The sequence below is a fragment of the Variovorax sp. 01T439_2 genome (genome assembly GCF_056398445.1).
Genome location: NZ_JBFTPJ010000091.1, coordinates 1 through 10,207 on the forward strand (window position 1 = coordinate 1; position 10,207 = coordinate 10,207).

Genomic DNA, 10,207 nt, shown 5'->3' on the forward strand with positions numbered 1-10,207 from the left:
GTCGTGGCGGCCACGCAGGGCAGCTACGACGCGATGTTCTCGCCATCGGTCGAAGGCCTCTCGGTGGCCGAGCGCCTGCTGGTCGCGCTGCATGCATGCAGCGTGTCGAAGGCCGCGACGCTCGCCGCGCACTACCGCGAGCAATTGCTGGCCGAGGGCGTGGACCGCGAGCTGATTGCGGCCGTGGGCAGCGGCGCCCCGGTGGCCGATGCGCGGCTGCGCACGGTGCTGGCATTCACCGCGAGCCTGATCGAGCGACCCATCGAGGGTGACAAGGCCGCGGTGCAGTCGCTGGCCGACGCCGGGCTCTCGACGCCCGCCATCGTCGCGCTGGGCCAGCTGATCGCCTTTCTCTCCTACCAGGTCCGCGTGGTCGCAGGGCTGCAGGCGCTGGCCGCCGCGGAGGTTGCAGCATGAGCACGAACACGAACACGAGCACGAGCACGAACACGCCGATCCGCATCAAGGGCTTCACCAACGAGGTGCTGAGCTGGAAGCCCTGGCTCGACCCGGTCGACGTTGCCTCGGCCACGCCGGCCCAGCTGGCCGCGCTCGACGAGATGAGCCCGCAGGCGCGCACCTCGCCGTACTTCCTGCTGCTCGCGCACCAGCCCGAGATGCTGCTGCAGCGCTCCATCGCCTTCAACGCGATCATGTTCGCGCCGGGCGGCATGCCGCGCGCGGAGCGCGAGCTGGGCGCCACGGTGGAGTCGCGCGTCAACGGCTGCGTGTACTGCGCCTCGGTGCATGCGCAGCGCTTCGAGCAGCTGGCCAAGCGCAGCGATGTGATCTCGCAGGTGTTCGAGGAGCCGGGCTCCGCGGGCACCACGCCGCGCGAGAAGGCGATCGTCGAATTCTCGATCCGGCTCGGCGCCGAGCCCGGCAAGGTGTCGGCCGACGATGTGCGAACGCTCAAGGCGGTGGGGCTCACCGAACTCGAGATCCTCGACCTGGTCCATTCCGTGGCGCTCTTCGCCTGGGCCAACCGGCTGATGCTCAACCTGGGCGAGCCGGTCTTTCCGCCGGTAACGGCCGCGTCATAGGCGGGCGAGCAGGCCGGCCACGGTTTCAGTGCCCAGATTCAGCGGCGCCAGCAGGTCGTTCTGCTGCCGGAAGTCGATGCCGCTCACCAGCGAGGCGGCATCCACGATGGTGCGCGTCGCGGGTGTCGCCACGCCGGCGATGGCGCCGAGCGCTTCCACGAAGGCCAGGCCGTAGGGCATGTCTTCGCTCAGGTAGCGCGTGTCGGTGCGCACGGGGCCGGGCGGCCCGCCGCGCTTGGCATGCAGCTCGGCCGCGATGTCCTCGAGCCGCGACGATTCCGTGCCGAAGGAGCGCGCGAAATGCTCCTCGATGGGACCGAGCGCGATGCCGAAGGCCTGGGCCACGGCGCGCCGCTCCCGGTCCAGCGCCTCGATCGCGCGGGCCACGCCGGGCGTCATGCAGTGGTACTGCGGCCAGTTCTCGGCATGCTCGATGCGCGTCCAGTTGAAGACGGCCAGCGGGCCGTGGGACTGCGGGTTGACGTTCGCGAGTGCGCTGGCGAGCGTGTTCTCCTGCGCGAAGAAGCCGCCGCCGAACAGCGCGGTGCACAGTTCGATGGCGCTCTCTATTTCCGCACTCGGCAGCGCTGACACACCGACCGCCTGGCGCCGCGTCATCACCCTGACCTGCGTGGCGGATTCGCGGCGCGCGGTCAGCACCGTCGTGCCGAAGCTCGCGACCGTCACCCGCTTGCCTGCCCGCCGTGCGCCTTCGTGCAGATAGAGCGACGACAGCGAGGCCATCGAGCTGACGATCACGGTCTGGCCATCACGCAGGAAGGGCAGCAGCGCATCCATCACGCGCCGGTGTCCGTTGACCGGCAGGGCAATCAGCAGCACGTCCGATGCGCGGCAAAGTTGCGCCGCATCGCCGGCCACCTCGACCGCCACGCGGCAGGGCTGCACGCCGGCGGCTTCGAGCGGCTGCGTGCGCAGGGCCTCGGCACCCTGGCCGCCCGGCGACCAGAGCATCGCGGCGTGGCCCGCCTGGCGCAGCCACGCCGCGCTTGCCAGGGCGATCGCCCCGGTGCCCGCGATGCTGACGCGCAGGCGCCCTGCCGCAGGCTCAGTCAACTTTGATCCCGCCCTGCTTGATGACCTTCGCCCAGCGCTGGCTGTCCTCGGCAATCGCCTTTCCCAGCGCCGCGCCGCCGCCGCAGGTGTTCACCGCGCCCAGCTGGGCGAAGCGCTGCTTGGTCTCGGGCAGGTTGCACACCTCGACCAGCGCCGCCGACAGCTTCTCGATGCTGGCCGCCGGCATGCGCGCGGGCGCCATCACGCCCACCCACACCGGCACGTCCATGCCCGCGAGGCCCGCCGCCTCCGCGACCGTCGGCGGCGTGCCGAGGCTGGGCAGGGCCGCGCGCGAAAAGGTGCCGAGCACGCGGGCCTTGCCGCTCGCCACCATCGGCTCGATGGAGGCGGCGCTGGTCACGATCAGCGCCACCTGGCCGCCCAGCAGGTCGGTCAGCGCCGGCGCCGCGCCGCGGTAGGGCACGTGCAGCAGGTCCACGCCGCTCGCCTGCGCCAGCAGCGCGCCCGTCAGGTGCGAGACGGTGCCGTTGCCGGTGGAGGCGTAGGTCAGCTGCCCGGGCTTCGCCTTGGCGTCGCGCAGCAGGTCGGCCAGCGTCTTGTAGGGGCTTTCGGTGCGCACGGCCACGGTCATGGGCGTGTCGCCGACCAGGGCCACGGGCGCCAGGTCGTGCACCGGGTCATAGGGAAGCCTGGACTGCAGGTGGGGCGCGATGGTGATGGCGCCGCCGGTGGCCAGCAGCACGGTGGCGCCATCGGTCGCCTTGGCCACCGCATCGGCCGCCACGATGCCGCCCGCGCCCGCCTTGTTGTCGATGATCACGCTGCCGCCGAGCTTGTCGGTGAGCTTGGCGCCCAGGTAGCGGGCGATCACGTCCTGCGCCCCGCCGGCGGCGAAGGGAACGACGATGCGCAGCGGCTTGTCGCCGTTCGGCTGCGCATGCAGCGGCACAGCGGCCAGGCTGGCAGCGGCCGCGAGGCCCAGGGCGAGGTGTTTCAGGAGCAGTTTCATGGCGTTTTCCGTCTGCGTCAGGTGGCAGGAAGTCATGCATTTTTCGCGAAACACCGCGGAACCGGCTTTGCCGGGCCGCTGGTGTTGCCCCCGGCAGGGGGTTGGCGCAGCGACACGAAGTGCGCGAAGACTGGGGGCGAGTCTAGTCCGGCGCGATAATCCGTCCTCCCCGGCCACCCCGCGCCGGGTCTTGCCGAACCGCCATGAACCCCAGCTACAAACCCAGCGACGTCGAGTCCGCTGCCCAGGCGCAATGGAGCGCCGCCGATGCCTACCGCGTCACCGAAGACGCGAACCGCAAAAAGTACTACGCCTGCTCGATGCTGCCGTACCCCAGCGGCAAGCTGCACATGGGCCACGTGCGCAACTACACCATCAACGACATGCTCACGCGCTACCTGCGCATGAGCGGCTACAACGTGCTGATGCCCATGGGCTGGGACGCCTTCGGCCTGCCGGCCGAGAACGCGGCGCTGAAGAACGGCGTGCCGCCGGCCAAGTGGACCTACGAGAACATCGACTACATGCGCGGCCAGCTCCAGGCCATGGGCCTGGCGATCGACTGGAGCCGCGAGATCGCCACCTGCGATCCCAGCTACTACAAGTGGAACCAGTGGCTGTTCCTCAAGATGCTCGAAAAGGGCATTGCCTACCGCAAGACCCAGGTCGTCAACTGGGACCCGGTCGACCAGACCGTGCTGGCCAACGAGCAGGTGATCGACGGCAAGGGCTGGCGCACCGGCGCCACGGTCGAGCGCCGCGAGATCCCGGGCTACTACCTGAAGATCAGCGACTACGCCGAAGAGCTGCTCGAGCACACCCAGCACAAGCTGCCGGGCTGGCCAGAGCGCGTCAAGCTGATGCAGGAGAACTGGATCGGCAAGAGCGAGGGCGTGCGCTTCGCCTTCACGCACGACATCCAGGACGCGAGCGGCCAGCTGATCCAGGACGGCCGCATGTACGTGTTCACCACGCGCGCCGACACCATCATGGGCGTCACTTTCTGCGCCGTGGCGCCCGAGCATCCGCTGGCCGCGCACGCCGCCACGCTCGACCCCAAGGTCGCGGCCTTCATCGAGGAATGCAAGAGCGGCGGCACCACCGAGGCCGAGCTCGCCACGCAAGAGAAGAAGGGCGTGCCCACGGGGCTGACCGTCAAGCACCCGATCACCGAGGAGCAGGTGCCGGTGTGGGTGGGCAACTACGTGCTCATCAACTACGGCGACGGCGCCGTGATGGGCGTGCCCGCGCACGACGAGCGCGACTTCGCCTTTGCCAACAAGTACGGCATCGAGATCATCCAGGTGGTGCTGGTCGACGACGAGCCGCACTTCGACTATCACAGGTGGCAGGACTGGTACGGCGACAAGCAGCGCGGCGTCACCATCAACTCCGACAACTTCAGCGGCATGACCCACAAGGAGGCCGTGGCCGCCGTGGCGCATGCGCTCGCCCAGAAGGGCCTGGGCGAGATGCAGACGACCTGGCGCCTGCGCGACTGGGGCGTGAGCCGCCAGCGCTACTGGGGCACGCCGATCCCGATCATCCATTGCGACGAGCACGGCGCGGTGCCGGTCCCCGAGAAGGACCTGCCCGTCGTGCTGCCGACCGACTGCGTGCCCGACGGCTCGGGCAACCCGCTCGCCAAGCACGAAGGCTTCCATGCCGGCGTGGTGTGCCCCGTCTGCGGCAAGCCCGCGCGGCGCGAGACCGACACCATGGACACCTTCGTCGACAGCTCGTGGTACTTCATGCGCTACTGCGACCCGAAGAACGACCAGGCCATGGTCGCCGAGGGCGCCGACTACTGGATGCCGATGGACCAGTACATCGGCGGCATCGAGCATGCGATCCTTCACCTGCTGTACGCGCGCTTCTGGACCAAGGTGATGCGCGACCTGGGCCTGGTGAAGGTCGACGAGCCCTTCAGCAAGCTGCTCACGCAGGGCATGGTGCTCAACCACATCTACTACCACCGCGACGAGAAGGGCGGCAAGAACTACCACCCGCCGCTGGAGGTGACGCCCACGCTCGACGCGCAGGGCCGCATCGTCGGCGGCACCACCGCGGACGGCACCAAGGTCGAATACGGCGGCGTCGGCAAGATGGGCAAGAGCGAACGCAACGGCGTCGACCCGCAGGACCTGATCGAGAAGTACGGCGCCGACACCGCGCGCCTGTACACCATGTTCACCGCACCGCCCGAGGCCACGCTCGAGTGGAACGACGCGGCCGTCGAAGGCAGCTACCGGTTCCTGCGCCGGGTCTGGAACTTCGGCGTGGCGCAGGCCGACGTGGCCCCGGTGGCGTTCGGCGGCCAGGCCTTCGGCAAGGCCGCCCAGGCGCTGCGGCGCGAAGTGCACACCGTGCTGCGCCAGGTCGACTACGACTACCAGCGCATGCAATACAACACCGTGGTTTCAGGCGCGATGAAGCTCCTGAATGCGCTCGAAGGCTTCAAGCCCGATGGCAGCGCCGGCGATGCCGCCGCGCTGCGCGAAGGCCTGGGCATCCTGCTGCGCTGCCTGTATCCGGCCACGCCGCACATCGCCCACCAGCTCTGGCAGCATCTGGGCTACGACAAGGAGCTGGGCGACCTGCTCGATGCGCCCTGGCCCGTGGTAGACGTGGCCGCGCTGGAGCAGGACGAGATCGAGCTCATGCTGCAGGTCAACGGCAAGCTGCGCGGCGCGCTGCGCGTGCCGGCCGGCGCCTCCAAGGCCGAGATCGAAGCGCTCGCGCTCTCGTGCGACGACTTCGTCAAGTTCGCCGAAGGCGCGCCGGCCAAGCGCGTCATCGTGGTTCCCGGCCGGCTGGTCAACGTGGTCATCTGAACGAAACGAACGATAGAAGCATGAACAATCGCAACGCCCCGCTGCCGCGCCGCGGCTTTCTCCTGGGCCTGGCTGCGGCGGGCGCCAGCCTCGCGCTGGCCGGCTGCGGGTTCGAACTGCGCAAGGCGCCGGTGTTCGCGTTCAAGACGCTGTCGCTGTCGGGCAATTCGGAACTGATCAACCGGCTGCGGCGCGAGATGCGCGCCGCGGGCACCGTCACGCTGGTGCCGCCCGATCAGACCCAGAGCGCCGACGCGATCCTCGAGATCCTCGGCGAGAACCGCGACCGCATCGTGATCTCGACCAATTCGGCCGGCCTGCTGCGCGAGCTGCAGCTGCAATTGCGCGTTCGCTTCAGCCTGCGCACGCCGGGCGGCAAGATGCTGCTGGCGCCCAGCGAGGTGTCGCAGACGCGCGACCTGAGCTTCAACGAAACCAACGCGCTCGCCAAGGAAGGCGAAGCCGAGCTGCTGTACCGCGACATGCAGGCCGACATCGCGCAGCAGCTGATGCGCCGCCTTGCGGCCGTCAAGGAACTCTAGGCGGATGCAACTTGCCAGTGCCCAGCTGGGCTCCCATCTGCAGAAGGGGCTGAAGCCCCTCTACACGATCCATGGCGACGAGCCGCTGCTCGCGCAGGAGGCGGCCGATGCCATCCGCGCCGCGGCGCGCGTGGCGGGCTATACGGAGCGCAGTTCGTACACCGTGGCCGGCGCGCACTTCGACTGGAGCGCGGTGCTTGCGGCGGGCGGTTCGCTCTCGCTGTTCGCCGACAAGCAGATCGTCGAGATCCGCATTCCCTCGGGCAAGCCCGGCAAGGACGGCAGCACCGCGCTGCAGCAGCTGGCCGAGGCGGCGCAGGGCAACGACAGCACGCTCACGCTGGTGATGCTGCCGCGGCTGGACAAGGCCACGCGCACCGGCGCCTGGTTCTCGGCGCTCGAGAACAACGGCGTGAGCCTGCAGGTCGACCCGATCGAGCGCAACGCGCTGCCGCAGTGGATCGCGCAGCGCCTGGGCCTGCAGGGCCAGCGCGTGATGCCCGGCGACGAAGGCCAGCGCACGCTGCAGTTCTTTGCGGACCGCGTGGAGGGCAACCTGCTGGCCGCCCACCAGGAGATCCAGAAGCTCGCCCTGCTGCACCCGGCCGGCGAGCTGAGCTGGGAGCAGGTCGAGGGCGCGGTCAACAACGTGGCGCGCTACGACGTCTTCAAGCTCTCCGAGGCCGTGCTGGCCGGCAACCCGCAGCGCGTGGCGCGCATGCTCGACGGCCTGCAGGCCGAAGGCGAGGCCGAGGTATTGGTGCACTACACGATCGCTGAGGACATCCGCGCGCTCAAGCGCGTGAAGGACGCCATGGCCGCGGGCCGGCCGCTGCCGATGGCGCTGCGCGAGAACCGCATCTGGGGCCCGCGCGAGCGCGCCTTCGAGCGCGTGCTGCCCCGGCTGGACGACCGCATGCTGGCCCGCCTGCTGCGCGCGGCCCATGTGGTGGACGGCATCTGCAAGGGGCTCAAGCAGCCCGACTGGCCGGCCGGCGGCTGGCAGGCGCTGCAGCGGCTGGCGCTGATGCTGTGCCGCGCCTGCAGCACCGCTCCCGCTCCCTCTCCCTCTCCCTCCGGGAGAGGGTTGGGATGAGGGCCGGCGGCCTTCATCGCATCGCGCGTTTTCGGGTGCCGCGGCCCTCACCCTAGCCCTCTCCCGGAGGGAGAGGGGACAACCCGGCAAATGGGCGAGGCCCGGGGTTGATCCAAATGCACGAAAATGCCCGCATGAACGCGTTCAACGTCAGCGAGCACATGCAGACCCTCGGCCTGCAGGCAAAAACCGCCGCATTCCTCATGGCCCGAGCGGATGCAGCTACCAAAAACAGAGCATTGAAGGCGCTGGCCAAGCGCCTGCGCGAAGCCGGCCCGGGGCTGGCCGAGGCCAACCAGAAGGACCTGGCGCGCGCCACGGCCGCCGGCCTGTCGGCGCCGATGGTCGACCGCCTCAAGCTCACGCCCAAGGTCATCGAGACCGTGGCGCTGGGCTGCGAGCAGCTTGCCGGGATGGCCGACGTGATCGGCGAGATCATTGGCATGAAGCAGCAGCCCAGCGGCATCCGCGTGGGCCAGATGCGCGTGCCGATCGGCGTCTTCGGCATGATCTACGAGAGCCGCCCCAACGTGACCATCGAGGCCGCGAGCCTGGCCATCAAGAGCGGCAACGCCGCCATCCTGCGCGGCGGCTCGGAGGCGATCGAGTCGAACAAGGCGCTGGCGCTGCTGGTGTCCGGCGCGCTGGCCGAGGCCGGCCTGCCGGTCGAGGCGGTACAGTTGGTGCAGACCACCGACCGCGAGGCCGTGGGCCAGCTCATCGCCATGCCCGAGTTCGTCGACGTGATCATCCCGCGCGGCGGCAAGGGCCTGATCGAGCGCATCAGCCGCGATGCCAAGGTGCCGGTCATCAAGCACCTGGACGGCAATTGCCACGTCTACGTGGACGACACGGCCGAGTTCGAGATGGCGCTGCGCATCGTCGACAACGCCAAGACGCAGAAATACAGCCCCTGCAACGCGGCCGAAGGCCTGCTGGTGTCGGCCGCGGTGGCGGAGGACTTCCTGCCCCGGATCGCCGCCATCTTCGCGGCCAAGGGCGTCGAGATGCGCTGCGACCCGGTGGCGGCCCGCATCCTGCGCGCCGACGAGGCATTGGCCGGTGCCGGCGCAAGAATCGTCGACGCGGTCGAGTCCGACTGGTCCGAGGAATACCTGGCCGCGGTGATCAGCATCAAGGTGGTCCAAGGGGTCGACGAGGCCATTGCGCACATCAACCGCTACTCGAGCCACCACACCGACGCGATCGTCACGCGCGACCACGTGCATGCGCAGCGTTTCCTGCGCGAGGTCGATTCGGCCAGCGTCATGGTCAATGCGAGCACACGCTTCGCGGACGGTTTCGAGTTTGGCCTGGGGGCGGAAATCGGCATCAGCACCGACAAGTTCCATGCGCGCGGGCCGGTCGGCATCGAGGGGCTGACCTCGCTCAAGTACGTGGTGCTCGGGCAGGGCGAAGTGCGCAGCTGATGCACCGGAAGCGGGCGGACTGAACCAAGTCCGCTCTACGTAGTCTTGTCATTGGGGCGGCCATCCCCAAATCCTACAATTCCGCTCTACCTTTCAAGTACAAATCCAACAAGGCCGCCGCATGGTTCCGCATCTCGTCACCGCCCTGACCGGCCCGATCAACGAACTGGAACAGCGCGTCCTCGACTCCACGCCCGCCATCGAGCGCTGGTTCCGGCTCGAATGGATGGAGCACACGCCACCGTTCTACAGCGCGGTCGACATCCGCAACGCAGGCTTCAAGCTGGCGCCGGTCGACACCAATCTCTTCCCCGGCGGCTGGAACAATCTCACCAAGGAGATGCTGCCGCTGGCGGTGCAGGCCGCGCAGGCGGCCATCGAGAAGATCTGCCCGGAAGCGCGCAATCTGCTGGTCATTCCCGAGAACCACTCGAAGAACACCTTCTACCTCGCCAACGTCGCCCAGCTGGTGCGGATCTTCCACATGGCGGGACTGAACGTGCGCGTGGGCTCGATCGATCCGGCCATCAAGTCGCCCAAGAAGATCGAGCTGCCCAACGGCGAGACCGTGTGCCTGGAGCCCGTGGTGCGCAGCAAGCGCCGCCTCGGGCTCAAGAACTTCGATCCCTGCACCATCCTGCTCAACAACGAGCTGACGGCCGGCACGCCGGGCATCCTGGAAGACCTGCACGAGCAGTACCTGCTGCCGCCGCTGCACGCGGGCTGGTCGGTGCGGCGCAAGAGCAACCACCTGCACAGCTACGAAGAGCTGTCCAAGCGCTTCGGCAAGCTGCTGGGCATCGACCCCTGGCTGATCAACCCGATCTATGCGCGCGCGGACGGCGTCGATTTTTCCGAAGGCCGCGGCATCGACGTGCTGACCAGCCACGTGGACGCGGTGCTGACCAAGGTGCGCCGCAAGTACAAGGAATACGGCATCAACGAGAAGCCCTTCGTGGTCGTCAAGGGCCATGTCGGCGGCGACGGCCCGGGCGTGGTCACCGTGCGCGACGCGAAGGAAGTCGAGGGCCTGGTCGGCAAGCCGCGCAGCGCCCCGGCAGGCAAGGCGGGCGCGGCCGCCAGGGAGCTGCGCGAGCCCGGCGAGGTGATCGTGCAGGAAGGCGTGCTGACCAACGAGCGCGTGCACAACGGCGTGGCCGAGCCGGTGGTCTACATGATGGACCGCTACGTGGTGGGCGGCTTCTACCGCGTGCATGC

General features: G+C 68.9%; 9 protein-coding genes. 7 read left to right on the forward strand and 2 right to left on the reverse strand.

What is annotated here, in order from left to right:
• Together AC1DOC_RS06735 and AC1DOC_RS06740 are read left to right on the forward strand one after the other, a co-directional pair.
• A partial coding sequence (locus AC1DOC_RS06735) for a CMD domain-containing protein (RefSeq protein WP_478129576.1) occupies positions 1-417 on the forward strand: 417 nt, incomplete at its 5' end.
• Positions 414-1,043 (forward strand): peroxidase-related enzyme, encoded by a 630-nt coding sequence (locus AC1DOC_RS06740; protein WP_478079723.1) that lies wholly within the window; start codon positions 414-416, stop codon positions 1,041-1,043. The genes AC1DOC_RS06735 and AC1DOC_RS06740, both read left to right, overlap by 4 nt.
• Here AC1DOC_RS06740 and AC1DOC_RS06745 read toward each other — a convergent pair.
• Both AC1DOC_RS06745 and AC1DOC_RS06750 read right to left on the reverse strand, forming a co-directional pair.
• Positions 1,038-2,117, reverse strand: a complete 1,080-nt coding sequence (locus AC1DOC_RS06745; protein ID WP_418146618.1) for an NAD/NADP octopine/nopaline dehydrogenase family protein — start codon at positions 2,115-2,117, stop codon at positions 1,038-1,040. The genes AC1DOC_RS06740 and AC1DOC_RS06745 overlap by 6 nt on opposite strands.
• The gene (locus tag AC1DOC_RS06750; RefSeq protein WP_478079722.1) at positions 2,110-3,087 is read right to left on the reverse strand and encodes a Bug family tripartite tricarboxylate transporter substrate binding protein; all 978 of its coding nucleotides are present in this window, start codon (positions 3,085-3,087) and stop codon (positions 2,110-2,112) included. The genes AC1DOC_RS06745 and AC1DOC_RS06750 overlap by 8 nt, the downstream gene beginning before the upstream one ends.
• A gap of 203 nt (positions 3,088-3,290) precedes the next feature.
• Here AC1DOC_RS06750 and leuS point away from each other — a divergent pair, with 203 nt between their 5' ends.
• The 5 genes from leuS to gshA form a co-directional block, all read left to right on the forward strand.
• Complete coding sequence (leuS, locus tag AC1DOC_RS06755; protein WP_478079721.1) at positions 3,291-5,921, forward strand: leucine--tRNA ligase; 2,631 nt, start codon at positions 3,291-3,293, stop codon at positions 5,919-5,921.
• A 20-nt stretch (positions 5,922-5,941) separates the two neighbouring features.
• Positions 5,942-6,463 (forward strand): LPS-assembly lipoprotein LptE, encoded by a 522-nt coding sequence (locus AC1DOC_RS06760; RefSeq protein ID WP_278874030.1) that lies wholly within the window; start codon positions 5,942-5,944, stop codon positions 6,461-6,463.
• A gap of 4 nt (positions 6,464-6,467) precedes the next feature.
• On the forward strand, positions 6,468-7,559 hold the full coding sequence (holA, locus tag AC1DOC_RS06765) for a DNA polymerase III subunit delta (protein ID WP_436299355.1): 1,092 nt from the start codon (positions 6,468-6,470) through the stop codon (positions 7,557-7,559).
• Between the two features lie 134 nt (positions 7,560-7,693).
• Entirely contained in the window at positions 7,694-8,989 is a 1,296-nt protein-coding gene (locus AC1DOC_RS06770) for a glutamate-5-semialdehyde dehydrogenase (RefSeq protein ID WP_026283918.1), read from the forward strand.
• Positions 8,990-9,110: 121 nt separating this feature from the next.
• The coding region (gene gshA / locus AC1DOC_RS06775; protein ID WP_478129577.1) for a glutamate--cysteine ligase at positions 9,111-10,207 on the forward strand (1,097 nt) is incomplete at its 3' end.